At 68.4% G+C, this 25,320-nt stretch carries 22 protein-coding genes; 12 read left to right on the forward strand and 10 right to left on the reverse strand.

Features of this window, described 5'->3' with window-relative positions; translation table 11 throughout:
• Positions 1 to 295: 295 nt before the first annotated feature.
• Positions 296 to 1,399, forward strand: a complete 1,104-nt coding sequence (locus ACGFNU_RS29110) for a sensor histidine kinase (RefSeq protein WP_392598626.1) — start codon at positions 296 to 298, stop codon at positions 1,397 to 1,399.
• A 14-nt stretch (positions 1,400 to 1,413) separates the two neighbouring features.
• The gene (locus tag ACGFNU_RS29115) at positions 1,414 to 2,019 is read left to right on the forward strand and encodes a response regulator (protein ID WP_392598628.1); all 606 of its coding nucleotides are present in this window, start codon (positions 1,414 to 1,416) and stop codon (positions 2,017 to 2,019) included.
• 20 nt (positions 2,020 to 2,039) lie between these two features.
• Here the strand turns inward: ACGFNU_RS29115 and ACGFNU_RS29120 are convergent, their stop codons facing one another.
• Positions 2,040 to 4,199 carry an ATP-binding protein gene (locus tag ACGFNU_RS29120; RefSeq protein ID WP_392598629.1) on the reverse strand — a complete coding sequence of 720 codons (2,160 nt, stop codon included), beginning with the start codon at positions 4,197 to 4,199 and terminating at the stop codon, positions 2,040 to 2,042.
• A 152-nt stretch (positions 4,200 to 4,351) separates the two neighbouring features.
• Here ACGFNU_RS29120 and ACGFNU_RS29125 point away from each other — a divergent pair, with 152 nt between their 5' ends.
• The 3 genes from ACGFNU_RS29125 to ACGFNU_RS29135 all read left to right on the forward strand — a co-directional run bounded on the left by ACGFNU_RS29125 (position 4,352) and on the right by ACGFNU_RS29135 (position 6,884).
• The gene (locus tag ACGFNU_RS29125) at positions 4,352 to 5,278 is read left to right on the forward strand and encodes a haloalkane dehalogenase (protein ID WP_392598630.1); all 927 of its coding nucleotides are present in this window, start codon (positions 4,352 to 4,354) and stop codon (positions 5,276 to 5,278) included.
• Positions 5,279 to 5,431: 153 nt separating this feature from the next.
• Complete coding sequence (locus tag ACGFNU_RS29130; RefSeq protein WP_392598820.1) at positions 5,432 to 6,181, forward strand: ribonuclease HII; 750 nt, start codon at positions 5,432 to 5,434, stop codon at positions 6,179 to 6,181.
• Between the two features lie 73 nt (positions 6,182 to 6,254).
• Positions 6,255 to 6,884 carry an endonuclease gene (locus ACGFNU_RS29135; RefSeq protein ID WP_392598632.1) on the forward strand — a complete coding sequence of 210 codons (630 nt, stop codon included), beginning with the start codon at positions 6,255 to 6,257 and terminating at the stop codon, positions 6,882 to 6,884.
• A 144-nt stretch (positions 6,885 to 7,028) separates the two neighbouring features.
• Here ACGFNU_RS29135 and ACGFNU_RS29140 read toward each other — a convergent pair whose 3' ends face one another.
• Positions 7,029 to 8,480 (reverse strand): TerD family protein, encoded by a 1,452-nt coding sequence (locus tag ACGFNU_RS29140; protein ID WP_392598634.1) that lies wholly within the window; start codon positions 8,478 to 8,480, stop codon positions 7,029 to 7,031.
• A gap of 168 nt (positions 8,481 to 8,648) precedes the next feature.
• Here ACGFNU_RS29140 and ACGFNU_RS29145 point away from each other — a divergent pair, with 168 nt between their 5' ends.
• Both ACGFNU_RS29145 and ACGFNU_RS29150 read left to right on the forward strand, forming a co-directional pair.
• The gene (locus tag ACGFNU_RS29145; RefSeq protein ID WP_392598636.1) at positions 8,649 to 9,314 is read left to right on the forward strand and encodes a DoxX family protein; all 666 of its coding nucleotides are present in this window, start codon (positions 8,649 to 8,651) and stop codon (positions 9,312 to 9,314) included.
• Positions 9,315 to 9,578: 264 nt separating this feature from the next.
• Positions 9,579 to 10,373: a hypothetical protein gene (locus ACGFNU_RS29150; RefSeq protein WP_392598637.1), complete on the forward strand. Its 795-nt coding sequence runs from the start codon at positions 9,579 to 9,581 to the stop codon at positions 10,371 to 10,373.
• Positions 10,374 to 10,450: 77 nt separating this feature from the next.
• Here the strand turns inward: ACGFNU_RS29150 and ACGFNU_RS29155 are convergent, their stop codons facing one another.
• The 3 genes from ACGFNU_RS29155 to ACGFNU_RS29165 form a co-directional block, all read right to left on the reverse strand.
• Positions 10,451 to 10,888 (reverse strand): PaaI family thioesterase, encoded by a 438-nt coding sequence (locus ACGFNU_RS29155; RefSeq protein ID WP_392598639.1) that lies wholly within the window; start codon positions 10,886 to 10,888, stop codon positions 10,451 to 10,453.
• 82 nt (positions 10,889 to 10,970) lie between these two features.
• Positions 10,971 to 12,023: a biotin/lipoate A/B protein ligase family protein gene (locus tag ACGFNU_RS29160; RefSeq protein ID WP_392598640.1), complete on the reverse strand. Its 1,053-nt coding sequence runs from the start codon at positions 12,021 to 12,023 to the stop codon at positions 10,971 to 10,973.
• Between the two features lie 108 nt (positions 12,024 to 12,131).
• Positions 12,132 to 12,761, reverse strand: coding sequence for a TetR/AcrR family transcriptional regulator (locus tag ACGFNU_RS29165; protein ID WP_392598642.1), 630 nt, complete (start codon positions 12,759 to 12,761; stop codon positions 12,132 to 12,134).
• Positions 12,762 to 12,891: 130 nt separating this feature from the next.
• Between ACGFNU_RS29165 and ACGFNU_RS29170 the strand changes: the two genes are divergently transcribed.
• The 3 genes from ACGFNU_RS29170 (at position 12,892) to ACGFNU_RS29180 (ending at position 15,505) form a co-directional block, all read left to right on the forward strand.
• Positions 12,892 to 14,313: an MFS transporter gene (locus ACGFNU_RS29170; protein WP_392598644.1), complete on the forward strand. Its 1,422-nt coding sequence runs from the start codon at positions 12,892 to 12,894 to the stop codon at positions 14,311 to 14,313.
• A 271-nt stretch (positions 14,314 to 14,584) separates the two neighbouring features.
• Positions 14,585 to 14,866 carry a winged helix-turn-helix transcriptional regulator gene (locus tag ACGFNU_RS29175; RefSeq protein ID WP_392598646.1) on the forward strand — a complete coding sequence of 94 codons (282 nt, stop codon included), beginning with the start codon at positions 14,585 to 14,587 and terminating at the stop codon, positions 14,864 to 14,866.
• 87 nt (positions 14,867 to 14,953) lie between these two features.
• The gene (locus ACGFNU_RS29180) at positions 14,954 to 15,505 is read left to right on the forward strand and encodes a carboxymuconolactone decarboxylase family protein (RefSeq protein WP_392598647.1); all 552 of its coding nucleotides are present in this window, start codon (positions 14,954 to 14,956) and stop codon (positions 15,503 to 15,505) included.
• Between the two features lie 48 nt (positions 15,506 to 15,553).
• Here the strand turns inward: ACGFNU_RS29180 and ACGFNU_RS29185 are convergent, their stop codons facing one another.
• Positions 15,554 to 16,333 carry a helix-turn-helix domain-containing protein gene (locus tag ACGFNU_RS29185; RefSeq protein WP_392598648.1) on the reverse strand — a complete coding sequence of 260 codons (780 nt, stop codon included), beginning with the start codon at positions 16,331 to 16,333 and terminating at the stop codon, positions 15,554 to 15,556.
• Positions 16,334 to 16,420: 87 nt separating this feature from the next.
• Between ACGFNU_RS29185 and ACGFNU_RS29190 the strand changes: the two genes are divergently transcribed.
• The gene (locus tag ACGFNU_RS29190; RefSeq protein ID WP_392598650.1) at positions 16,421 to 16,801 is read left to right on the forward strand and encodes a nuclear transport factor 2 family protein; all 381 of its coding nucleotides are present in this window, start codon (positions 16,421 to 16,423) and stop codon (positions 16,799 to 16,801) included.
• A 185-nt stretch (positions 16,802 to 16,986) separates the two neighbouring features.
• Here the strand turns inward: ACGFNU_RS29190 and ACGFNU_RS29195 are convergent, their stop codons facing one another.
• The 3 genes from ACGFNU_RS29195 to ACGFNU_RS29205 all read right to left on the reverse strand — a co-directional run bounded on the left by ACGFNU_RS29195 (position 16,987) and on the right by ACGFNU_RS29205 (position 21,384).
• Positions 16,987 to 19,809 (reverse strand): vitamin B12-dependent ribonucleotide reductase, encoded by a 2,823-nt coding sequence (locus ACGFNU_RS29195; RefSeq protein WP_392598651.1) that lies wholly within the window; start codon positions 19,807 to 19,809, stop codon positions 16,987 to 16,989.
• 106 nt (positions 19,810 to 19,915) lie between these two features.
• Positions 19,916 to 20,389 carry a transcriptional regulator NrdR gene (gene nrdR, locus ACGFNU_RS29200; RefSeq protein WP_392598653.1) on the reverse strand — a complete coding sequence of 158 codons (474 nt, stop codon included), beginning with the start codon at positions 20,387 to 20,389 and terminating at the stop codon, positions 19,916 to 19,918.
• A 599-nt stretch (positions 20,390 to 20,988) separates the two neighbouring features.
• Positions 20,989 to 21,384 carry a LysM peptidoglycan-binding domain-containing protein gene (locus tag ACGFNU_RS29205; protein WP_392598655.1) on the reverse strand — a complete coding sequence of 132 codons (396 nt, stop codon included), beginning with the start codon at positions 21,382 to 21,384 and terminating at the stop codon, positions 20,989 to 20,991.
• A 148-nt stretch (positions 21,385 to 21,532) separates the two neighbouring features.
• Here ACGFNU_RS29205 and lexA point away from each other — a divergent pair, with 148 nt between their 5' ends.
• Positions 21,533 to 22,231, forward strand: coding sequence for a transcriptional repressor LexA (gene lexA / locus ACGFNU_RS29210; protein ID WP_392598656.1), 699 nt, complete (start codon positions 21,533 to 21,535; stop codon positions 22,229 to 22,231).
• Positions 22,232 to 22,667: 436 nt separating this feature from the next.
• Here the strand turns inward: lexA and leuS are convergent, their stop codons facing one another.
• Positions 22,668 to 25,187 carry a leucine--tRNA ligase gene (gene leuS, locus ACGFNU_RS29215; protein ID WP_392598657.1) on the reverse strand — a complete coding sequence of 840 codons (2,520 nt, stop codon included), beginning with the start codon at positions 25,185 to 25,187 and terminating at the stop codon, positions 22,668 to 22,670.
• Positions 25,188 to 25,320 lie beyond the last annotated feature (133 nt).

Below are 25,320 nucleotides of genomic sequence, written 5' to 3' on the forward strand. Positions count from 1 at the left end.
GGGCGACGGCGTTCGCGGTCTTGGCCGTCTTCGCGTACCACCGCGCAGACCGGGCCGCGTGAACTTCGCAGAAGGACCGGCATACTCTGACGTGCGTGAACGAGGTGAGCGCCAGGTGAGTGGCCAGGCCGCGGGCAGACGGCGACGGCGTCCGGACATCGACCTTGAGAAAATCGATCGAGGCGGCCCGAGCCCTGGGTCGTTGTGCATCTGGCAGCTTTTCCTGGCGTGGCCCATCAAGGATGTTCTGAGCGATGGAAACGGGCCACCGCTATGGCTGGCGTTGCCTGCGATCGTGGCGACCAGCGCGCTGTATGTGGCGGTCGTGTTCACCTCGTTCAGCGCACGTGTTTCCCTGCGCGCACCGTTCCTGCTGCTCGGCGCGCTCATGGCCGTCGTTGCGGCGTCCACGTTCGGGTTCGGGGACGACTGGTATCCGCTCTTCCCGATGCTGGGACTCGCCTCCGGAGCGCTGGCAGGTCATGTGCGAGCCCGGGAGAACGGGCCGGACCTGCCCCTCCTCGCAATCATCGGCACACCGACGGTGCTGTCGATCCTCGTCCCCTGGCTGGCCGGTGAGAGCGGACAGAGCATGCTCGGCTACGCGTACGGAACGGCGACCGCCGGGCTGGTGACCGCGATCGTGCTGCGCCTCTTCGTCGTCATCGGCATGCTGCGCGAGGCCCGCGAGGAGCTCGCGCACGCCGCCGTCGTCGAGGAGCGCCTCCGCTTCTCGCGTGACCTGCACGACCTCCTCGGGCACACCCTGTCGATCATGGTGGTGAAGGCGCAGGCCGTCCGGCGGATCGTCGAGCGCGATCCGAAGGTGGCGGCCGAGCAGGCCGCCGACATCGAGACCGTGGGCCGCCAAGCGCTCGGCGAGGTGCGCCAGGCGGTCTCCGGCTACCGGGGACGCGGTCTGACCGCCGAACTGGACGCCGCGTGCGCCGCCCTGGCCGACGCCGGGATCGAGCCGGCCGTCCGTCGCGACGGCGCGGCGCCGCCGCCCGAGCCCGACGCGTTGCTGGGCTGGGCGGTACGGGAGGGGATCACGAACGTGATCCGGCACAGCGGCGCCCGGCGCTGCGAGATCGTCCTCCGCACCGGCGGCGATCTCGCCGTGCTGGAGATCCACGACGACGGCCCCGGCGTGGACGGCGGTCAAACGCCCGCCACTCATCACGGGACGACGGTGGATGTCGGTGGCAATGCCGGCATGCCCGCTTGCGGCGGCTTTGGAGCCACGATCGGTCCCGGGCTCTCGATGGGGCCGGGCGGTCATGGGCTGAAGGGCCTCAGGGAACGCCTGGCCGCCGCGAACGGCACTGTGGAGGCCAGCCTGGCGCCTGGCGGCGGCTACACGCTGAGGGTCTCCGTACCGCTCACCGGGGCGCCGTGAAGGACAATGGCGATGTGATCAGAGTTCTGCTCGCCGAGGACCAGGGCATGATGCGCGGCGCGCTCGCCCTCCTGCTCGACCTCGAAGAGGACGTCGAGGTCGTCGCCCAGGTCGCGGACGGAGGCTCCGCGCTCGCGGCGGCGCTCGAGGCCCGGCCCGACGTCGCCCTGCTCGACATCGAGATGCCCGGCCGCAGCGGCCTGGACGTCGCCGCCGACCTGCGCCGCGAGCTGCCGTCCTGCAAGGTCCTGATCGTCACGACGTTCGGGCGTCCCGGCTACCTGCGCCGCGCGATGGAGGCCGGAGCGAGCGGCTTCCTGGTCAAGGACGGGCCGATCGAGGACCTCGTCGACGCGATCCGCCGCGTTCTCGCCGGCGAGCAGGTCGTGGACCCCGCCCTCGCCACCGCCGCCCTGTCGGTGGGCCCCAACCCGCTCACGGACCGCGAACGCGACGTGCTGACGGCCGCGGCCGACGGCTCCACGGTCGCCGACATCGCCACCCGCCTGCACCTGTCGGAGAGCACGGTCCGCAACTACCTCTCCTCTGCCATCGGCAAGACCGGCGCCCGCAATCGCATCGAGGCCGTAGGCACAGCCCGCCACAACGGCTGGCTCTAGAGCCGCGCGATTTCGTCCGGTCAGCCTGGAGTCGTGTTCTTGGCCCTTGCCTTGTCTTCCAGGGCGTAGGCAATGCCTTGGTCGACGTCGAACCGTTGGCCTTGGCGGAAGATGGTTTCGTAGGCGGCGGCACCGAGCATGTCCTGAACCTTGGGCTCGGCTTCGGTACGGATGGCGGTCAGCTCCCGGTAGCGAATGCCGTGCCGTCCTGCGATGTGGTGGGCGAGCCCGAAAAGACGCGCCGCACGCTGGAGCTGGCCGGTCGCGGCTGCCGTACCGGCCAAGGTGTCGATCGACAGGACCACACCGACCATGTCCCCCAGCCTCACCTTCGTGCGCAGAGCCGCTCGCGCGTGCTTCGCCGCGGCGCGAGTGTCGCCGATAGCCAACTCGGCCTGCGCCTGCAAATAGTCGACATGGGACCGCACATATTGCTCGCCGTTGTCGGCACAGATGGATCGCACCCGCTCGTAACCGGCCACGGCCGCGTCGAGCGCTCCGGCTCGCAGCGAAATGGTCGCCAAGGCGCACAACGTCGGAGGCACCCGGACGACCGGGTCGCCACAGCTCTGATATCGCTTCATCGCCTGCAGCAGGTGGGGTATGCCTTGCGGTGGATCGCCATAAAGCAGGTGATGATTTCCGAAGAAGAGATTGGCGTCGGCAAGGGACACCAGGTCACCGGTCTGTTCTGCGACTTCCTTGGAGGCGGTGCCCGCGGCCTTGGCCCCGGCCCCGTCACCCAGGAACATCGCGCACCAGGCCCGTACGTTCAGCGCCCCGGCGCGGTGAACATGGTCGGCAGGAGCGGCGGCGAGGGCACGGTCCAGGTAGTAGCCGCCTTCCTTCGGAGCGCACACGATCCAGTAGTGGTGAAGGTGACGAGCCAACTCCAGCGCGTTGTGCCGTTCGCCGGGTTCGGTGAGGGCGAATTCCAGGGCGACGCGCAGATTGGGCACCTTTTGCTTGATCCGATGCACCCAGGCGATCTGCTCCGGGCCGTTCCAGCTCTCGTGGAAACGCCGTGCCACGTCACCGTAATGGCCAAGGTGGCGACGCTGGATCTGCTTCTCCTCACCGAGTTCGCGAAGCCAGCCCAGGCCGTAGTCACGGACGGTGTCCAGCAACCGGAACTGCGAGCCGTGCGAAGTGGGCCGGACCAACACGATCGACTTGTCGACAAGCGCGGAAAGCAGCGCGTTCACGCGCTCGGACGACAGCCGGTCGTCCGCGCACACGGCCACGACCGCCTCCAGGTCGAACCAGGCGGGGAACACCGACAGCCTTGCCCACAACAACCGCTCGTACGGGCTGCACAGCTCATGGCTCCACCCGATCGCGGTCCGCAACGTCACGTGCCGATGCCCCTCGCCGGATTCGGCGATGTCGGGCAGCCTGCCATGGTCTGCCAGCAGGGCGTCCATCTGTTCCACCGACAGCAGCCGAGTCTGGCCCGCGGCCAGCTCGATCGCCAGCGGAAGCCCGTCCAAGCGGGCGCACAGCCTGGTCACCGCGGCACGGTTGTCATCGGTGAGCCTGAAGTCCGGATCACTGGCCGAGGCGCGATCCGCGAACAACGCCACCGCGTCCGGCACCGGCGCCGGCGTCGGCAACTCGGCGGCCGATGACTCAGCGGCCGACGGATCGGCGGCCGACGGATCGGCGGCCGACGGATCGGGAACCGGCAGCGGCGGCACGACGAACACCTGCTCACCGGACACTTCGAGCCGCTGCCGGCTGGTCACCAGGATCTGCACTCCTGGACCCGCGTTCAGGAGCACCTCGACGAGCAGCGCGCTCGCGTCGACCATGTGCTCGCAGGAGTCCAGGATCAGCAGCAGTTCCTTGTGCGCCACGAATTCGGCCAGCACATCCACCTGCCGGCGCATGCTCTGATCCACCACCGCCAGCGACTCGACCACCGTGTGCGGAACCACGACGGCATCACGGACCCCTGACAACTCCGCCAGCCAGACGCCGTCGTCGTACTCTCCCCTGCACAACGCCGCGACCTGCAGCGCCAACCGGGTCTTCCCCACTCCGCCCACACCGGTCAGCGTCACCAGCCTGGATCGCCCAAGCAACTGCTGGACCTGCGCCACCTCGTCCCGCCGCCCGACGAAAGTATTCGTGTCGCCAGGTAGATTGCCCGGCTGCGGGCGCCCCATCGGCACGTTCACGAATCTCCCCCACAGTGCATGAGCACATAAGGCGTCTCATATCACTCTAGGAAATCGATTGATCACTTACCGGCAAACTATCGAGGTCGTCGATCCGCGGCCGGCGCCGTAGCGCTCTGGACGTGCAAGTGTCCGCTGACATCATGGGCGACATGCGAATCCTACGTACGCCTGAGGAACGATTCGGCGCCCTGCCCGACTTCCCGTACGAGCCGTGCTACGCCGACGTCCCCACCCAGGACGGCGGAACGCTGCGGATGGCGTATGTCGAGGCCGGTCCCGCGGACGGGCCCGTGGTGCTGTGTCTGCACGGCGAACCGAGTTGGTCGTTCCTCTACCGGCGCATGATGCCGGTGCTGGCGGACGCGGGCCTGCGCGCGATCGCTCCCGACCTGGTCGGTTTCGGACGTTCCGACAAGCCCGCCGATATCGGCGACCACACGTACGCCCGGCACATCGAATGGACCCGCTGCCTCGCGTTCGACGTGCTCGACCTGCACGACGTCACCCTCGTCGGGCAGGACTGGGGCGGTTTGATCGGGCTGCGGCTGGCCGTGGCCCATCCTGAACGCTTCGCCCGTATCGTCGCGGCCAACACCGGCTTGCCGACGGGCGATTTTCCGATGCCGGAGACGTGGTTGCGGTTCCGCGAGTCCGTCCGTACGGCACCGGAGTTCGACGTGGCCCGGGGGATCCAGTCCGGCTGCCGTACGACACTCACGGACGACGTTCGCGCCGCGTACGACGCGCCCTTCCCGGACGAGTCGTACAAGGCGGGTCCCCGCGCCATGCCCGGTCTCGTCCCGGCCGGCCCAGACGATCCCGAGGCCCAGCCCAATCGCGATGCCTGGGACGTTCTACGCAAGTGGGAGAAGCCATTCCTGGTGGCCTTCAGCGACCAGGATCCCATCACGGGCCCCATGGCCCCGCTCTTCAGCCAGCTCGTCCCTGGCGCCGCGTCGTTGCCCCAAGCAGGCGTCAGCCATCCTACGATCGAGGGAGCGGGACACTTCCTGCAGGAGGACGATGGGGAACGTCTCGCCCACGAGATCGTCGCCTTCGTCCAAGCAACGTCGTAGCAGCGCAGACACCGCCACCGGAGCTCCCTCTTGACCAACCCGACCCCGGCCTCCGACCACTCCCCGGCGGCCGACCGGCCCGAGACCGCTGCCCTCCGGAGGTCGGGCGGCTCCCGCATCGCGCCTCAGGCGAATGCCGGCGATGGTGGGCCGCTGCCGGGTCTCGAAGGAGCAGGCGAAGGGTCAGCGCGGCTGCCACTGCCCCGCGTGGCCGGGTACGAGATCGAGAATCAGCTACGAGCAGGCGGCGCTCTGCGGATCGCCGGGGTGGACGAGGTCGGACGCGGCGCCTGGGCGGGCCCCGTCGTAGTGTGCGCGGCGGTCACCGATCTCAGCCCGCCGCCAGAACTACCTGGACGCGGCAAGCGCATCATCAAGCTCACCGACTCGAAACTTCTCACGCAGGCACACCGGGAAGCGTTCGCCGACGTGCTGCCCCAGTGGCTCACCTCGTACGCCATCGGTTCGTCCTCACCGGAAGAGATCGACGAGGCAGGAATGACGGAGGCCCTGCGCCGCGCCGCTCTGCGCGCCCTGGCGGCTCTTCCGGAGCCGCCCGACATGGTCATCCTCGACGGCAACAACGACTTCTTGAAACGGCCCTGGCGCGTGCGATGCGAGGTCAAGGCCGACCAGCGGTCGGTGACGGTCGCGGCAGCGTCCGTCCTGGCCAAGGTGCATCGCGATCGCCTGATGGCCGATCTGGATCCGGAGTTCCCTGCGTACGGTTTCGGCGCGTCCGCCGGTTACCCGTCGCCCGTTCACCAGAAGGCGCTCCAGGAGCACGGGCCCACGCCGCATCACCGGATGTCGTGGTCATACCTGGACGACCTTCCGCAATGGCGTCACCTTAAGAAGCACCGCGACCCGCTCGCAGGGGAAGGACAGCTCAGCCTGATCTGACGTCATCGCGTCCCTTCGGCGGAGTTGTTCCATCCAGCCGGGGTAAGCCGCTCGATGACGGGAGGACGATGCCATGGACGCTGTCGTACGAAAGCTGATGCGAGAGGCGGGCACGACCTATGCGGAGGAGGCCGGAGTCCCTCTGAAGGAGCAACCGGCCGCGCTCTTCAAGCTGCTGGTGCTGGCCAACCTGATGAGCACCCGCATCTCGTCGGACATCGCGATGGCGGCAGCCAAGGAGTTGTTCGAGGCGGGCGGCGGCACACCGCGCGGCATGAGCAGGCTGAGCTGGCAGGACCGCGTGGACGCACTGGGCCGGGGACACTACGTCCGCTACGACGAGAGCACCGCGACACGGCTCGGCGACATGGCGGAGATGATCCAGGACAAGTACCAGGGCGACCTGCGGCGGCTCGCGATCGAGTCGGGGCGGGACAGGGAACGCGCCGGCAAGCTGCTGCGCGAGTTCCCCGGGATCGGCCCGACGGGCGTCGACATCTTCTGCCGCGAGGCACAGGCCATGTGGCCTTGGCTGCGCCCCTACTTCGACAGTCAGGCGCTCAAGGGCGCCGAACGCCTGGGCCTGTCCACCGACCCTGAACGCCTGGCCGGCGAAGCTCCTGACAAGGAGCTGGCTCGCTTCGCAGCCGCTCTCGTACGGGTGAGCAGAGACAAGAAACTCGCCGAAGCCATCAAGCCCTAGGCACAGCCAATGGACAGCGCAGGGCACGCCGCCTCCAGTAGTGGAGACGCGTTGTGCCCCGCGCTGTCGTGGCGAACGTGCCTGGTGGAGCACCGCGAGAAGAAACCCGTTGTGCTCCCAACCGATTCCTTGACGTAGTAAGGATCAGTCCTTGCCTCGGGAGGCGACCCATTCGAGGTTCCAGGTGTACGCCTGGTCGACCGACATCTTGCCCCAGCGCGGGCGACCGGGCGGAGGCAGGACGAACCGGCCCTCGCGGCGTACGACGAGTTCACCGTTCATGTTCTCGATGAGGGCGAGGACGGCGTCCCGCGAAGCGTCGTGGCAGTCGTCCATGCGCATCTCGATCGGCGGTGAGCCCACCGGATAGAGCGTGGCGATCGCGTCCAGGCCCCGGAAGTCGTCGGCGCCGTCGTAGATCTCCGCGAACACCAGAATGCGCTTGAACTGCGCGGCGAAGTCGAGGTTGATCGTGAGGTTCTCGCCGGTCTCGACCGAGCCCGTACGGTCGTCCTTGTCGAGCAGGATGTACGGCGGACGGTCGAGCGCCCCGAAGTCGCCGACGGCGTGGATGATGCCCTTGCGGCCGTCCATCAGCTCCCAGAGACAGCACAGGTCGAGGTCGAGGTCATAGCCACGGCGGCGCTTGCCGAACCGCCCGGTCGCGACGCCCTCGCGCGCGGTCCAGTTGAGGTTGACCCGCATGTTCCCCGACGTGGCGCCGTGCTTGGTCAGCGACACCGACGGGGAGCTCTTCGTCAGCGAAATCTTCCCGCCGCCAGCCGGAGGCTGGGCCTGCTGCCCGTATCCCGCTGCGGGCGGCTGCCCATACTGCGGCGCTGGCGGAGCCTGCCCGTATTGCGGCGGAGGCGGCGGAGCCTGCCCATACTGCGGCGCTGGTGGCGGGGTCTGCCCGTATTGCGGCGGGGGCGGAGGCGTCTGGCCGTACTGCGGCGGGGGTGGAGGAGTCTGCCCATACTGTGGCTGCGGAGGCGACGGCGGGGTTTGCCCATACTGCGGTTGCGGCGGCGCAGGAGGAGGCGGCGGCACGGGCGGGGCAGCGCTCTGGCTCGGCTCGTCTACAGAGATGCCGAAGTCAGTGGCCAGCCCAGCGAGCCCCGAGTCGTACCCCTGCCCGATAGCGCGGAACTTCCAGGCCCCTTGGCGCCGGTAGAGCTCCCCTAGGACGAAGGCCGTCTCGGTAGTGGCCCCAGGGTTGTCGAAGCGCGCGACCTCGGTGCCGGCGGACGCGTCCAGCACGCGCACGTACAGCCCCTGGAACTGGCCGAACGTACCTCCATCAGCCGAGGCCGCGACCACGATCTTCTCGATGCCCGTCTCGACCGCCGCCAGGTCTACCGCGAGGACGTCCCGTACGGTCGGCCCCCGCTGCTTGCCTTCGTGCCGAACCGCACCAGAACCGTGCACCGGCTGGTTGTAGAAGACGAAATCGTCGTCCGAACGAACCTTCCCCGTTCCGGCGAGCAATAGCGCGGAAGCGTCGGCATCGGGCACGCCAGGGCCGCCCTGCCATCCCAGCTCGACCCGGACCGAGGCCACGGGCACCGCCGTGTTGGCGCCCTTCTGCATCGACATCTACGCACTCCCTCTCATCCGACGTTCACCAACCTATGACCAGGAACGGCTTGCGGGCGACAACACCCGCCGCATCCGCTCCGGCCTCTGGCCAGGGAGGTTCGCGAACTCGCCCTGGCAGGGGTCATACTCACGAGCGGCCCCACCGATACGGAAGGAGCGACGTCAATGCGCCCTCAATCGCTGTTCTACGACGTCGTGGCCCTGCTCGCACGGATCGCCGTAGGGGTCGTCTTCATCGCCCACGGCTGGGAGAAGCTCGAGGCAGGCATTACCGCGACCGGCCAGAGCTTCGACGACCTGGGCGTCCCCCTCCCCACGGCCTCCGCCGCATACGCGGCGTTCGTCGAACTGCTGGGCGGCGCCGCCCTCATCGCCGGCGCCGGCCTCCCTGTCGCGGGCGCGCTTCTCTTCGTCGACATGGCAGGCGCGTTCGTCTTCGTCCACGCCGACCAGGGCCTGATGGTCGTGGAGGGCGACAAGGTGGGGTACGGATACGAACTCGTCCTGGTCCTGGGCTTGGCGAGCCTTCTCTTCGCCGCGGGCGCCGGCGGTCGCCTCTCCGTCGACTCTCTGCTGTTCAAGCGAGGCGCCTGGCCTCAGGAGGGTTCAGACCCGGATTCGGAAGTCACCGAAGCCCTCAAGCACTTCGTAGAGGTCGGCGAATCCCAGGGCACGCCTCCTCCCCCTCCAGACAAACCACGCACGGCCGCCGCCATCATCGAGGGCACGGAAGACGACACCCTGGTAGCGGGCCGCCGCGGCCTCCGCCGTCGCCGCTCCTCCGAAACCCAACCGATCGAACGCCCCGAAGAAGGCCCTCCAACCACCTGACAGCAGACAAGCCGGTCCCAGCGCCAACCAGGCGCAGTTGGTCGGCATCGCGCCGGTGCAAGCAGCCGCCAGGGCTGAGCACCAACCTCCCCGCAGCCGCCAGAAACGAGCTCCACCGGCGTGCGCCGGTGTGATCACTCGAACCGTCCATCGGCGTCGCGTCCATGCCCCTTCGCGACGACGCCGAACTGTCAGACGCGCGGACTACCTTGGTCGCAGTACGAAGTCATCCAACTCCGGCACGTATCCGATCGAGGAGCTCCCGTGACCAAGAACCGCAATCCCCGCCACCGCAGGACACCGTCCGCAGTCCAGCGACCAGGGCCGGAGGTCACCGTCGCCCTGCTCTGCAGCGAAGCTGACTACAAGGCCATGCGCCAGGCACACCCGACGTCCGAGTTCGGCGATTACAGCAAATACCGCGAACGCACCCACTTAGTCCTTCGCGAACTGCGACGCCACGGAGGCCAGATCTGGGTCCGCCCCTTCGATCCCGAGGACTACCGCTCGTTCTGCGCAGCCGAAAGCCTCCAGACCGACCGGCTCCAGAGCCGAGCTCAGTACTCCGCGGACCCCCGTCTCCTCCCGCCGCGGCTCTACGCGGGCGAGCCGCTAGATGTGCTGCTCCGCAAACTGAGCCACCAACGCGATGACGAACGCACCGCGGCCGCCGCCCTGGAGCTCCTCGCGATCGCCACCGAGCCTCACGACCCGGCCCAGCAGGCGATCACATTCGCGAGCACGATCGTCCACGCTCTCCTACGTGACCTTGGCCCTGGAGCCCATCTGCTCACCTGCGTCATGGACGCAGGTCCGGACCAACTCTCGATCCAGGCCAAGGTCGAAAGAACAGCCCACCGAGTCTTGTCGCACAGCCCTCAGCTGGACATCTTCACCACGATCCTCGCCGCCGCGTACGCCCTGGGCGGGTCGGCGGCAGTCACCATCCGCTCCCACGACCACAACAGCGAGACCGTCCGCAGCTGGCAGCTGAACGGAGACCGTCTGGAGCCCCTGCCCGCGACAGAGATCCGCAACGCACACCCACCACCTCCCTAAAGCCACACCACTCCACCCACCGACCCGAAAGCCCTTAACGCCTCAAACCAGGAGGCCACTCCCCTTCTGTGGAAGGGCTATGTCACCGTCTGAATGCGCGCTGTCGCGGTCGCCACCGCGACCGTCTTGCCATCGGGCCCGAGGAGCTCACCAGCAAGAAAGCAGACGTCCTTGCCGCGTTTGACGATCCTGCCGTGCCCCAGAAGTCGTCCCGGACGAGCGGGACGCAGGAACTGGACATGCAGATCAAGAGTCGGCGCGAACTGGTTCTCCGGCAATGTCGCGACCAGCGCCGGCCCCAGCGTGTCGTCGAGCATCGCCGCCAGGAAGCCACCCTGAATCACGCCGACCGGGTTCACGAACTGCTCGCCTGCCTGAAAGGCCACCTGAATGGTGCCCTCGTCCGGATCGATCTCAACGAGTTCCCATCCCAGCGTCACCGCCGCCGGCGGTGGCGGAACCCGCCCTGCCTGCACATCCCAAAACAATCCCGGCCGTTGCTTGTCGATCTCCATGTACGCATTGAACACGCTGCCAGTGACACCCTCAGAAAGCCCGCCTAACGCCCCGGCGCCGCCTCGGCCAGTGTGGGTGGTGTCAGGGGACGCGGGTTGTCCAGGATGGGTTGGTGAACTTCTCGGCGGCCAGTTTCTCGGCCGCGCGAAGTTCGGTCTCTGTCAGGTGGTCGTCGGTAAGGCCGTATCGGGTGCGGAAGTGAGCGATCATTCGGTCGATGATCTGCTCGCGGGGCAGGCCGGTCTGGCTGCGGAGGGGGTCGACGCGCTTCTTGGCGCTCGCGATGCCCTTGTCGGAGATCTTCTCGCGTCCGATGCGGAGCACCTGGGTCATCTTGCCGGCGTCGATGTCGTACGCCATGGTCACGTGGTGCAGGACCGCTCCTGCCGCCAGGCGTTTCTGGGCGGCTCCGGCGATCTTTCCGTTGGCGGAGGCGATGTCGTTCAGCGGCTGGTACCAGGCCTTGATCCCGAGGTCGCCGAGCGCGCCCAGCACCCAGTCGTCCAGGAAGGCGTAGCTCTCGGCGAAGGACATTCCGGCCACGAGCGTCTCCGGCGCGTAGAGCGAGTAGGTGATCGTGTTTCCGGGCTCGACGAACATCGCCCCGCCACCGCTGATCCGGCGGACGACCGTGACCCCGTGGCGCTCGGCCTGCTCGGCGTCCACCTCGTTCCGCAACGACTGGAAACTACCGATGATCACCGAAGGCGACGCCCATTCCCACACGCGCAGCGTGGGCGGGCGGCGGCCGGCACCGACCTCCTCGGCCAGGACCTGGTCCAGCGCCATGTGCAGGGCCGGAGCCTGCGGTTCGGTATGGATCAGCCGCCAGTCGTGATCGCGCCAGTCGGACGCGTGCGCCAGCGCGCGGCGGACCGCGATGCCGATGGCCTCCGACGAGACGCCGAGCATGACGGTGCCGTGAGGCAAGCCTGCTTGCACTCGGCTGGCGAAGTCGCGGGCCTCCAGCCCGGCGGACATCCCCTCCAGGGCGGAATTGATGCTGTCCAGGGCCTCGTCCGGCTCCAGAAAGAAGTCCCCGCTGACCCTTACGTGCCGAAGGCGGCCGTCCTCGACCTCCAGGTCGACGGCCACGAGCTTCCCACCGGGCACCTTGTACTCACCGTGTGTCACGTACAAGGTCAACGGCCAGGCCCTCGTCCAGATTCCGCCTGGCCAAAGGCTTCGAGAAGACTGGCTACTCGGCCTCAAAGATCACTGGCACCGTTGCCGGGCTCGATCTCAGGTGGTGGGGAGTCGGGGTGGATCGCCGGGGAGGGTGCTCGGGTGATCGGTGCGCAGGCCGTCCAGGACGATCTGGAGGTTGCGTTCCCACTGCAGGGCGCCGGCGCGCAGCCCCAGGGTGTGGTCGCCGGTCGAGGTCGAGACCAGCAGGAACGCCACGTCCTGCCAGGTCACATCGGTGCGCATGGCGTCGGCGGCTTGGGCGCGCTCGGCCAGGAGGCGGATGCGGTCGCGAAGGACGGTGCGCTCGTGGTCGATGATGCCGCCGAGCGCCTCGTTGATGTCGCAGAGCTCGTTCCGCAGCCGGATGTACGAACCCGCGAAGCGGCAGAAGCCCGTCCAGGGGTCGGGGTCGGCGAGACCCTGGTCCGCCGCCGCCACGATCTCGTCGAGCACCTCGCCGAGCACGGCCTGCAGGAGCACCTCGAGGGAGCCGACGCGGCGATAGAACGTGCCGACGCCCACTCCCGCCCGCCGCGCGATCTCGTGGGCGGTGATCTCGCCGCCCTCGGCCGCGGCCTCGCGCGCGGCGACGACCAGGCGTTCGACATTGCGGCGGGCGTCGGCGCGTGGGCGGTGACCGGAACCGTCGTCGAGCAGCCGGTCCACCGCGGTCACTGTGCTCATGGTTCCCAGCCTAACAATAAGCGGACGCGAGCCGTCCGATTTAAGTGGACAGGCTACGTCCGCTTGCCCTAGTGTCACTCGAAGCGGACGGCGTCAGTCCGTTTAGAGTGAGGGGACGTGAGGTTGGGCCATGCCAGTCAACGAGGGACGTCCTGCCATGAAGATCACCGCGCTGGCCGCGGGGTTCGTGATGGCGGGACTGGACGCGACGGTGATGCAGGTCGCGGGCGCCACCATCCAGGAACGACTGAACGCGTCGTTGACCCAGCTCACCTGGGCCGTCGACGGATACGTGCTGACGTTCGCCGCCCTGCTCATGCTCGCCGGGGGCCTGGCGGACCGGGTCGGCGCCCGCACCGTCTACCTGTGGGGCATGGCGATCTTCGTTGCCGCCTCGCTGGCGAGCGCCCTCGCCCCCACGATCGAACTGCTGATCGCGGCGCGGCTCCTGCAGGGCGCGGGCGCGGCGTTGTTCATGCCGAGTTCGCTGGCCTTGCTTGTCCACGCGTTCCCGGACCCACGTGAGCGAACCAGGGTGCTCGGTCTCTGGTCGGCGATCGTGTCGTCGTCCGTGGCGCTCGGGCCGACGGTCGGCGGCATCATGGTCAGCGCGCTCGGATGGCAGAGCATCTTCCTGATCAATCTGCCCGTCGGACTCCTCGGAATGACCCTGACCAGGCGTTTCGTCGCCCGCGCCGACGCCGGCCAGAAGGCGTCGCTGGCCGTTCCGGGGCACGCCACGTTGATCGTCGCGCTGGCCGCGTTGAGCTTCGCGCTCATCGAGGGTCCGCAGCGCGGCTGGACCTCGGCCGCCGTCCTGGCGGCGGCCGCCACCACGGTGATCGCCACCGCGCTGCTGCTGGTGCGTGAACGTCGCGCCCGGACGACCGTCATGCCGTGGACGCTGTTCCGGGGACCGCGCTTCGCAGGGGCCAACGCCGTGGGCTTCCTCTTCAACGCGGCGTTCTACGGCGTGCTCTTTCTGGTCGGCCTGTACTTCCAGCACGCCCGCGGTGCGTCGCCTCTTCGCGCCGGGCTGGAAATCCTGCCGCTGACCGTGTTCCTGCCATTGAGCAACATCACGTTCGCGCGCATCTCCGCACGCTTCGCCAACGGCCCGCTGCTGAGCATCTCGCTCCTGGTCGCCGCCGCGGCCTCGCTCGCGATGGCCGCGATCTCCCCGGCCACCCCGTACTGGCAGGTCGCGCTGGCCCTGGCCGTCACCGGCATCGCCGGTGGGATCATCTCGCCCGCGATGACCGCCGCCATGGTGGACGCCGCCGGCCCGGAGAACGGGAACGTGGCGGGCGCCGTCCTCAACGCCAATCGCCAGGTCGGCACGCTGGTGGGGATCGCGGTCATCGGAGCCATGCTCGCCGCCGCCCCCGACTGGACGACCGGCACCGCCGAGGCGTTCCTGGCCATCGGCATCGCCTACCTCGTCGCGACCGTGGCCGCCTGGCGCCTCATCGCCAAGCCCGAACGCCGCGCCGCCCTCGTACCGGCAGGCCCGGCCACAGCTCAGCCCACCCCAGCCCTATCCCGCCACTGACCACGCCCCCGACCCTGTTGTCACCACTGATCACCTCGCTCCCAGCGCCGGGCGCCGGTCCTGCTCCTGGGTCAGCTTCGACTCATCACCAGTGAAGTCGGGCGCGGCGCCGGGATGTCGATCTGGAACTCCCGGACGCGCGTGTGCCAGCAAGGCGGAGCAGGTGGAATGCGTGCGGGTGCTAGCGTTTCGGAAAACGAAACGCGGGGGTTCGATGACGACGCCTACGCCCGGGCGGCCGGTCCGGGGATCCAGCACCGGACGTCCCTTGATGGCCGCGCTTGATCTGTTCGGTCGGCGTTGGACGTTGCGGATCGTCTGGGAACTGCAGGACGGGGCGCAGGGATTCCGGCCGCTCCAGCAGCGATGCGACAACATGTCGTCGAGCGTGCTGCGACAGCGTCTGGTCGAACTCACCCAAGCGGGCCTCGTCGAGCAGACGCCTGAAGGGCAGTACGCGCTCACAGCCCTTGGCCACGAGGCCCACGAGGCACTGCGTCCGCTCGCCGGCTGGTCTGAACGCTGGGCGTCGACGTTGTCCGAGGAGAGCTGAGGCCACCCGGCCGCGACCATCCCCTTGCGCTTCTGATTTCGAAGCGGGATAGTGATTCGGAAACAGAAGCACCCGAAGGGTTGATCCATGCCGCGCGTCGAACCGCTCACTCCCCCGTACACACCCGAGATCGGCGAAGCACTGCGCAAGTGGATGCCGCCCGGCGTCACGCACGAGCCGCTCCAGCTCTTCCGCGTGCTCCACCAGAACTCCGAACTGGCCTCGCGAATGCGCGTCCTGGGTGCCGGACTGCTGGCCCACGGCAAGCTGTCCGCACAAGACCGCGAGATCGTCATCGCACGATCCTGCGCACGGAGCGGCTGCGAGTACGAATGGGGCGTCCACGCCACGACCTTCGCGGAAGCGGTCGGCCTCACGAAGGAGCAGATCGACGCCACTGTGACCGGGGACCCCACCCCTTGGACGGCCAGACAACGCACCCTGATCCAAGCGGTCGACGAGCTGCACGACTCGGCGAACCTCTCGCAGAACGTCTGGGACGAACTCGCTGAGCACTACGACCAAGCCCAAATGCTGGAGTTCGTTGTGCTGACGGGCTGGTATCGCACCATCGGCCAACTGGCCAACTCTCTCCAGCTCGACCACGAGCCCTGGGCCGCCACGTTTCCCTCCGTCTGAACAGACATCGATGCGGTCTTCGTCGGTCGCCAACGGACACGGCCGCCGTCAACGTGCGGTAGGCCTTCTAAGGAACGCGGCGGTTCGGTCGTCGGCGGGGAAGAAGGCCTCTATGACGATCTCTTCGAGAGTGATGTCGAAGGCCGTTCCGAACATGGTGATCGTGCTGAACAGGCTGAGTTCGACACCGTGGTGACGAATCCGGATGGGCAGGGCGACGTCGGCCGGATCAGGCGCGGGCAGTTCGCCGTCCGTGCCGTACGAGACCAGCTCCTCGTGCAGCTCGCTCAGCGCCGGGTCGCCGGTCTGCGCGACCTGGCGAGCGAGGCGCGGCATCAAGAACGCGCGCACCTGGGCCAGATTGCTCACCCGCGACGCGAGGCCCTTCGGATGCAAGCCGAGCCGCATCATGTTGACCGGCGGCTCCAGCAACTCCGGATCAACGTCCGCCATGAACACGTCGATCGCCGAGTTGGCCAGGAGCAGGTTCCAGCGGCGATCCAGCGCGACGGCGGGGAACGGCTCGTGCCCGCGCAACACTCGTTGCACTGCCTCCAGGGCCTTGGCGAGATCCGGGTCGTCCAACGGACGCTGCCGATACACAGGAGCGTGACCTGCCGCGACGAGGAGCCGGTTGCGCTCGCGCAGCGGAACGCCGAGATGTTCGGCCAAATGCAGCACCATCGGGCGGCTGGGAATCGTCCGCCCGGTTTCCACGAAGCTGACATGCCGCGGCGACACGTCCGCCTGTATGGCCAGGTCAAGCTGGCTGAGCTTGCGCCGGTGCCGCCACTCTCGCAACAACTCCCCGACAGGACGATCCGTCATGCAGCGGTTCTACCGGACGCACGCCGGCCGACACCACTACACGGCATGTAATCGACAGCGGTCATGGGGCGTTGCGAGGGTCGCGGCATGAACGAGACCACGCAAGCCGTACGTAACAAGCAGCTCGTCGAGCGCACTTATGAGGAGTTCGTCAACGGGAACATCGAGTACCTCCGGACCGTCCTCAAGGAGGACTTCATCGAGCACAGCCCCGGAAATCCTTCGGGACGCGACGCGTTCATCGAGTTCATCGCCAAGTCACCGGTCGCCGACGCCCGGTTCGACCTCAAACGGGTCATCGCCGACGAGCAGTACGCGGTGGTGCACTATCTGATGACGCCTCCCGGGGACGAACGCGGCGTCGCCGTCGTCGACCTGTGGCGGGTCGAGGACGGGTTGATCGCCGAGCACTGGGACGTCCAGCAGCCGGTCCCTGGGCCCAAGGACGTTCCCCACGGAATGCTCTGACGCGCCGACGATTCCGCCTCGCTTCCCGCCGGGACGTGGCGGCCAGGAAGAAACCCTGGGCTGGCGTCTTCTTCTCAGCCGCGGCCAACGACCGAGGGGATCATGTCGCGTCCAGTGCGACATGATCCCCTCGGCGGTGACCACATTTCGATCTGACCTGGCTTTCAGGCCGTCACGAAGCTAGATCAGCTGCAGCCGCTGGTGGAGCCGCAGCCTTCGCAGACGTAGCAGCTGCCCGCCGGGCGCATCTTCGTGCCGCAGGTGAGGCAGAGGGGCGCGTCGGCGGTGCGGCCCTGGCGGCTCTCGATGACCTCCATCGACGAGTGCGCCTTGGCCGCCGGGGCCGGGGCCGGCTTGGCGGCGGTCACCGGCTTGGTGATCTCGGCGGACTGGGCCAGCGTCTCGTGCTCGAGTTCGGCGTCGGTGTGAAGGGACGCCGGGTCCTCGCCGTTGGCCTGCATGGCACGCTCACCGGCGGTGAAGATGCCGAGCTCGGCGCGCTCCTCGTACGGCAGGTGGTCGAGCGCGAGGCGGCGGAAGATGTAGTCCATCACCGAGGTCGCCATGCGGATGTCCGGGTCGTCCGTCATGCCCGCGGGCTCGAAGCGCAGGTTGGTGAACTTCTCCACCCAGGTCTCCAGCGGCACCCCGTACTGGAGGCTGATGGAGATGGCCATGGAGAACGCGTCCATGACTCCGGCGAGGGTGGAACCCTGCTTGCCGAGCTTGAGGAACACCTCGCCGAGACCGTCGTCCGGGTAGGACGAGGCGGTCATGTAACCCTCGGCACCGGCGACCGAGAAGCGGGTCACGGTCGCGGGGCGCTGCTTGGGCAGGCGCTTGCGGACGGGGCGTGCCGCGGCCGGGGCCTCGGCGACGGGCTCTTCCTTGGTCTTGCTGCCCGCGGCGGAGAGAGGCTGGCCGACCTTGCAGTTGTCGCGGTAGATCGCCAGGGCCTTCAGGCCGAGCTTCCAGCCCTCGTAGTAGACCTTCTCGATGTCCTCGATGGTGGCCTGCTCGGGCATGTTGACGGTCTTGGAGATCGCGCCGGACAGGAACGGCTGGACGGCGGCCATCATGCGCACGTGGCCCATCGGGCTGATCGCGCGCTCGCCCATGGCGCAGTCGAACACCTCGTAGTGCTCGGGGCGCAGCCCGGGCGCGTCGACGACGTGGCCGTGCTCGGAGATGTACTCGACGATGGCCTCGATCTGCTCCTGCTGGTAGCCGAGCTTCTCGAGCGCCCGCGGCACGGTGAGGTTGACGATCTGCATGGAGCCGCCGCCGACGAGCTTCTTGAACTTCATCAGCGCGAGGTCCGGCTCGATGCCGGTGGTGTCGCAGTCCATCATCAGGCCGATGGTGCCGGTCGGCGCGAGCAGGGACGCCTGGGCGTTGCGGTAGCCGTACTTCTCGCCGGCCTTGAGGCACTCCTGCCACTGCTTGGTCGCGGCGGCGTGGATGGCCTTGTCGATCTCGTCGAGCGTGCGGACCTCGTCGTTGGCGGCGGCGTGCTTGCGCATGACGCGCTTGTGCGCCTCGGCGTTGCGCGCGTACCCCTCGTACGGGCCGACCACGCCGGCGAGCTCGGCGGAGCGGCGGTAGGCGACGCCCGTCATCAGCGAGGTGATCGTGGCGGCGAGCGAGCGGCCGCCCTCGGAGTCGTACGCGTGGCCGGTCGCCATGAGCAGCGCGCCGAGGTTGGCGTAGCCGATGCCCAGCTGGCGGTAGTCGCGCGTCGTCTGGCCGATCTTCTCGGTCGGGAAGTCGGCGAACGTGATGGACGCGTCCATCGCGGTGATGATCAGCTCGGTCAGCTTGACGAACCGCTCGACGTCGAACGTGCCGTCCGCGCCGAGGAACTTCAGCAGGTTGATGCTGGCGAGGTTGCAGGACGAGTTGTCGAGCGACATGTACTCCGAGCAGGGGTTGGACGCGGTGATGCGGCCCGACTCGGGGTTGGTGTGCCAGTCGTTGATCGTGTCGTCGTACTGGATGCCCGGGTCGGCGCACTCCCACGCCGCCTTGGCCATCAGCCGGAAGAGATCCTTGGCGCGGACCGTCTCGATGACCTCGCCGGTCAGCCGCCCGCGCAGCGCGAAGTCGCCGTCGGCCTCCATCGCCCGCATGAACTCGTCCGACACCCGGACCGAGTTGTTGGCGTTCTGGTACTGGACGCTGACGATGTCCTTGCCGCCGAGGTCCATGTCGAACCCGGCGTCGCGCAGCGCCCGGATCTTGTCCTCTTCACGCGCCTTGGTCTGGATGAACTCGGCCACGTCCGGGTGGTCGACGTCCAGGACGACCATCTTGGCCGCGCGCCGGGTGGCGCCGCCCGACTTGATCGTTCCGGCCGACGCGTCCGCGCCGCGCATGAACGAGACCGGGCCGCTGGCGGTGCCGCCGGACGACAGCAGTTCCTTGCTGGAACGGATGCGGGACAGGTTGACCCCGGAGCCGGAGCCGCCCTTGAAGATCGTTCCCTCTTCCTTGTACCACTCCAGGATCGACTCCATGGAGTCGTCGACGGAGAGGATGAAACACGCGGACACCTGCTGGGGGGACTTGGTGCCGACGTTGAACCACACCGGGGAGTTGAAGCTGAAAAGCTGGTGGACCAGCGCGTACTTCAGTTCGTGATCGAAGATCTCCGCGTCCTGGTCGGAGGCGAAATAGCCGTTCTGGAGCCCGGTGTCGACGTACATCTTCACGACGCGGTCGACCAGTTGCTTGAGGCTCCATTCCCGTTCCGGTGTGCCCACGGCGCCACGGAAGTACTTGGACGTCACGATGTTGGCCGCGTTCAGCGACCAGAAATCGGGGAACTCGACCCCGCGCTGCTCGAAATTGACCGAGCCGTCGCGCCAGTTGGTCATGACCACGTCACGACGTTCCCAGCGGATCTCGTCGTACGGATGCACGCCGGGCTTGGTGAAGATGCGGTCTACCTTCAACCCCTTGCGGCCCCCCTTGCCGCGCCGAGCCGAGCCGCTCACCGTCTCCGTCATGACTCCCCCTCTCGGGCCTCCCGCTGGGCCCTATCCAGGAACAACACCGCCCTGACGGCCGCTCATCCCGGCCGCGGGCGCTTTCAACCGTCTGCTGTATCGGCCTCTACCGAGGCTGGTCGGGTTCCCCCGAGGAACCCGTTCTGCGCAGTGCATCGATCTCTTTGGCGAAGTCGTCCAGCGACTCGAAGCCCCGGTAGACCGAGGCGAATCGCAAGTAGGCGACCTCGTCCAATTCGCCGAGGGGCCCCAGGATCGCCAGGCCGATCTCGTGCGAGGGGATTTCCGCAACCCCGGTCGCCCTGATCGCCTCTTCGACCCGCTGCCCCAGCTTGGCGAGCGCATCCTCGTCGACCGGGCGGCCCTGGCAGGCCCTGCGCACCCCGGCGATGATCTTTTCTCTCGAGAACGGCTCGGTGACCCCGCTTCGCTTGGCCACCATCTGAAGCACGTTCTCCTGTGTCGTGAATCGTTTGCCGCATTCGGGGCATGACCGCCGCCGCCGAATTGCGGCGCCGTCATCCGTCGAACGGCTGTCGATCACTCGGCTGTCGGGGTTACGGCAGAACGGGCAGTGCACGCGTTCCCTCCTCCCCTGACAGTTCAAAATCAACCACCACAAGACACAACTTGTGGTTAATGACATCCGTGTAACTACTAGATGTTGTGGTCAACCGTAGGGCGCCCGGAGGGCCTTCGCAACCTCAACGGGGGCCTCTCGCGTCGACCCTGGTCACATCGAGCCTCCCGCGTTCCGCCCCGGCGTGTCGCACTCTGACCTGCGCCATCGAACATCCGTAGCACCGGCCGCGCCCCACCCGCCGCCAACCGCGAGATCACCGCCCGCACGCCCCGCAGCCCCCAGAAACCAGGCCCTCCCGCCGCCAGGTCACGATAAGGTCACGATCACCTGTCTCGCTCGCCACCCGAGCACCCCTTCAGCCGCCCCGGTCAGACCGGAACGGTCCATCCCCAGCCACCCGACGCGATCACGACCGTCCGACGTGAGCCGACGCCTTTGCCGCAGCCGCGGGCATCAATCCGACGATGAACCAGGCCGCCTTCTGCAACGAGGACACCGGCCCGCGCGATTTCGACTCCGCCTGGGCGGCATATCAGAAACGCCTGAAGCGCTATCCGGTCACCGGTCAGGCGAGCAACTTCGTCAACGCAGCCCCGTTAGCGAGTGGGGAGGCGGAGGTGCTGGCCTGGCTGGACGACCGGGCCGGGCAGGCCGTTGAGGTCGATGATGCGGTCGACGGTGCGGCGGGGGTCGGACTCGGGGGTGTGGCGGGAGGCGATGTCCCAGAGCGTGTCGCCGGGCTCGACGACGACGGTCCGCAGGCGGGCGGAGGCGGGCGCGGCCTCGTCGTCGCCGGCTCGGGCGCCGTGGCCCGCGGTGAGCCAGAACGCCACGAGCAGCGTGCTCGCGGCGAACGTGGTCAGCACGACGCGGCCCCTGCGGGTCAGCCTGACGCCCGGCCGGAGCTCGGAATCGCCCGGACGGGGCCCCGGGCCGCCCGTCCTCGCGTACGCCACCATCACGACCCCCCAGCCGTTGATCTTCGAAAGCATTTTCGATCGAACGCGTGTACGATGTTCTATCGCAGGCACCGGCAAAACGCGAGGACTTTCTTCGAACAATTGTTTGATCATCCCGCTCTGACGCGATAACGTTCCATGACGAGGAGTGACGGATCGAAGCGCCGGGAGGCGACCAGCGATGAGCAAGGTCCGGGAGTTGCCCGATGGGCCGATGGACGAGAGCGGCCTCACCCAGCGGCAACGCATGGTGCTCGAGGTGATCCGCGACTCGGTCCAGCGCCGCGGTTACCCTCCGTCGATGCGGGAGATCGGCGAAGCGGTGGGGCTCACGAGCACCTCCAGCGTGTCGCACCAGCTCCGCGCGCTGCAGCGCAAGGGGTTCCTCCGGCGCGACCCCAACCGCCCGCGGGCGGTCGAGGTGCGCGTGCCGGGCGCCACGCCGGTGCTGACCGAGGCCGACTCCTACGAGGCGGTGGGCGGCCAGGAGACCTCGTCCCGTCCCGCACCCGCCTACGTCCCGCTGGTCGGACGGATCGCCGCGGGTGGCCCGATCCTGGCCGAGGAGGCCGTCGAGGACGTGTTCACCCTGCCCAAGCAGCTGGTCGGTGAGGGCACGCACTTCCTGCTGAAGGTCTCCGGTGACTCGATGATCGAGGTCGCGATCGCCGACGGTGACTGGGTGGTCGTGCGGCAGCAGCCCGTGGCCGAGCAGGGCGACATCGTCGCCGCCATGATCGACGGCGAGGCGACGGTCAAGACGTTCAAGCGCAAGGACGGCCACATCTGGCTCATGCCGGCCAACCCCGCGTACGAGCCGATCCCCGGCGACGAGGCGTCGGTCCTCGGCCGCGTGGTGGCGGTCCTGCGCAAGATGTGAGTCACCCGAAGGCGTTGACCCCGTCGGCGGTGTGCGGTCCGGTGGACCGCCACTGCCGCTCGTCCAGCAGCCGGGTCCGCTCGGCGACGCGGCGGAGCCCGGCGATGGCGTGGTCGTTCATGAGCGCGCCGCCCTAGCCGACGAAGGCCATGCCTTGGAGGGATACCGTGCTTCGCGGATGATGCGCGGCCGGCGATCCGTCCTTCCGGCGGGCGACGACGGACCACCGACTGCTCGCGCCCTGCCGGTCGACACGTTCGAGAGTGCCTCCGAGAGCGGCATTCCCGATGGCGATTCCGGGCAGTTCCCCCGGCGCCGGGCGCGCGTCCGGCCCCACGGGCACGACGATCCCGCGCGGCATGGCCGCCGCCGGGCTCGCCGACCCGGCGGCGGTCAGGGATTCTGACGGTCTGCGCGAGTGTGATGGGCGCTTTGGTCAGGCCCCGGGGACGATGTTGACGATCTTGGGGGCGCGGACGATGACGCGGCGGGGTGGCGTGCCGCCCAGGACGTCCTGGATCTTCGGCGCGGCCAGGGCCAGCGCCTCCAGGTCGGCCTCGGAGATGTCCGGGGAGATCTCCAGGCGGTCCTTGACCTTGCCCGCGACCTGGACCACGCAGGTGACCGTCTCCTGCACCAGCAGGGCCGGGTCGGCGGTGGGCCAGCCGGCCTTGGCGGCGGGCGCGGGACGGCCCAGCAGCGCCCACGACTCCTCCGCGGTGTACGGGGCGAACAGCGACAGCAGGATCGCGATCGTCTCGGCGGCCTCGCGCACGGCCGGGTCGGCGGCGCCGGGGCCCGAGTCGATGGCCTTGCGGGTCGCGTTGACCAGTTCCATGATCCGGGAGATCGCCACGTTGAAGCGGTGCGACTCGACCAGGGTCGTGGCCTCGGAGATCGTGTGGTGGGTGACGCGCCGCAGGGCCTCGTCGCCGGTCGTGGTGTCGGCGCCGGGGGCGGAGGCGACCTCGGAGGCGATGCGGTGGACGCGCGACAGGAACTTCGACATGGCGCGGGGCGACACGTCCGCCCAGTCGATGTCGTCCTCCGGCGGCCCGGAGAACAGCATCGCCAGCCGTACGACGTCGACGCCGTACTCACCGATCTGCTCGCCCAGGTCGACCAGGTTGCCGGTGGACTTCGACATCGCCTTGGCGTTCAGGATCACCTGGCCCTGGTTCAGCAGGCGCGTGAACGGCTCGGTGAAGTCGATCATGCCCATGTCGTACAGCACCTTGGTGAAGAAGCGGCTGTACAGCAGGTGCAGGATGGCGTGCTCGACGCCGCCCGTGTACTGGTCGACCGGCATCCACTTGCGGACCTGCTCGACGTCGAACGGGCCCTCGGTGTAGCCCGGCGAGCAGTACCGGAAGTAGTACCAGGACGAGTCGACGAAGGTGTCCATGGTGTCGGTGTCGCGCTTGGCGGCGCCGCCGCACTTGGGGCACTCGACGTTCACCCAGTCGGCGGCCGCGGCCAGCGGCGACGTGCCCTTGGGCGCCAGGTCGGCGCCGCGCAGGTTGTCGGGCAGGCGCACGGGCAGTTGCTCGTCCGGCACCGGCACCTCGCCACAGGCCTCGCAGTGCACGATCGGGATCGGGCAGCCCCAGAAGCGCTGCCGCGAGACCAGCCAGTCGCGCAGGCGGAAGTTGACCGAGGCCTTGCCCGTGCCGCGCTCGGCCAGGACCTCGATGATCCGCGCGATGCCCTCGGCCTTGGCCAGGCCGTCGATCGCCGGGGAGTTGACGAGGCGGCCGTCGCCGGCGGTGGCCACGCCGGTCTCGACCGGGTCGGGCTCGCCGGTGTCGACGACGACGCGCACGTCCAGCCCGAACTTCAGCGCGAAGTCGAGGTCGCGCTGGTCGTGCGCGGGCACCGCCATGATCGCGCCGTGGCCGTATTCGGCCAGCACGTAGTCGGAGGCCCAGACCGGGATGCGCTCGCCGTTGACCGGGTTGATCGCGTACCGGCCCAGGAAGACGCCGGTCTTGTCGCGCTCGGTGGACAGCCGCTCGATCTCGCTCTCGCGGGAGACCTCCTCGCGGTAGGCCTCGAACGCGGTGCGCTGCTCGGGCGCGACGATCTCCTCGGCCAGGTCGGCGTCGGCGGCCACGACCATGAACGTCGCGCCGTACAGGGTGTCGGGCCGGGTGGTGTAGACGGTGACCGGCTCGTCCCGGCCCTCGATCACGAAGTCGACGTCGGCGCCGGTGGAACGGCCGATCCAGTTGCGCTGCATCAGCAGCACGCGCTCGGGCCACTTGCCCTCCAGCTGCTTCATGTCCGCCAGCAGCCGGTCGGCGTATTCGGTGATCTTGAAGTACCACTGGGTCAGCACGCGCTTCTCGACCAGTGCGCCACACCGTTCGCAGTGGCCGCCCACGACCTGCTCGTTCGCCAGGACGGTCTGGTCGTTCGGGCACCAGTTGACCTGACCGCCCTTGCGGTACGCCAGGCCGCGCTCGTAGAAGCGCAGGAACAGCCACTGCGTCCACTTGTAGTACTCGGGATCGGACGTGTGCAGCCGCCGCGACCAGTCGAACGAGGGCGCGTAGCGCTTGAACGACGACGCCTGGGTGTCGATGTTGGCGTACGTCCACTCCGCCGGATGCGAGTCGCGCTTGATCGCCGCGTTCTCGGCGGGCAGGCCGAACGAGTCCCAGCCGATCGGGTGCAGGACGTTGTAGCCCCGCTGGAACCAGTAGCGGGCCGGCACGTCACCGATGGCGAACGCCTCGGCGTGGCCCATGTGCAGGTCACCGGAGGGGTAGGGGAACATGTCCAACGCGTACTGCCGCTCCCGGCCGTCGTCGTCCTCGACGGCCTTGAACGGGTCGAGCTCCGCCCACCGGGCCTGCCACTTGTCCTGAACCGCCCGGGGGTCGTACTGCTCGTCGCTGCTCACGGTCGCTACTCCGGTCCTTATGTACGGGATTCGTCCGGCTGCCCTGCCCATTGCCGTCCGGCTCGTGTTCGTGCCGACAGGCGCTGCACATGAAGAGACCCCTCGCGCAGGAGGGGTCGCCGCGTCAACGTCGGTGCGTCAACGCGGCGGGCTAAGGAGCAGCCTGGGTCGCATACCTCAAGAC

The sequence above is a fragment of the Spirillospora sp. NPDC048911 genome, from assembly GCF_043198015.1.
Taxonomy (GTDB): Bacteria; Actinomycetota; Actinomycetes; order Streptosporangiales; family Streptosporangiaceae; genus Spirillospora.